Origin of the sequence: Streptomyces calidiresistens, from assembly GCF_014141525.1 — a bacterium.
GTDB lineage: Bacteria > Actinomycetota > Actinomycetes > Streptomycetales > Streptomycetaceae > Streptomyces > Streptomyces calidiresistens.
In genome coordinates this window covers 1-302 of the sequence record NZ_VKHS01001643.1, presented here as the reverse complement: position 1 = coordinate 302, position 302 = coordinate 1, and the positions used below count along the sequence as shown (strand labels likewise).

Sequence of the window (302 nt, the reverse complement as noted above, 5' to 3'; positions counted from 1 at the left end):
ATTCCATTCCATTTGATGCCATTCCATTTGATGCCATTCCATGACATTCCATTCCATTCGAGTCCATTCCATTCCAATTCATTCCATTCCGTTTCATGAAATTCGAGTCCTTTCCATTCCATTGCATTCCAATCCCTTCCAATCCAATCTATTCCATTCAATTCCTTTCCATTCCATTCCATTCCATTTGATGCCATTCCATTTGATGCCATTCCATGACATTCCATTCCATTCGAGTCCATTCCATTCCAATTCATTCCATTCCGTTTCATGAAATTCGAGTCCTTTCCATTCCATTGCAT

The 302-nt window shown here is 39.4% G+C and carries 1 protein-coding gene; it reads right to left on the bottom strand.

What is annotated here, in order from left to right; all coding sequences use genetic code 11:
* Positions 1-272 (bottom strand): hypothetical protein (locus FOE67_RS31090; RefSeq protein WP_228474408.1); only part of this gene is annotated, 272 nt, incomplete at its 3' end.
* Between the last annotated feature and the right edge of the window lie 30 nt (positions 273-302).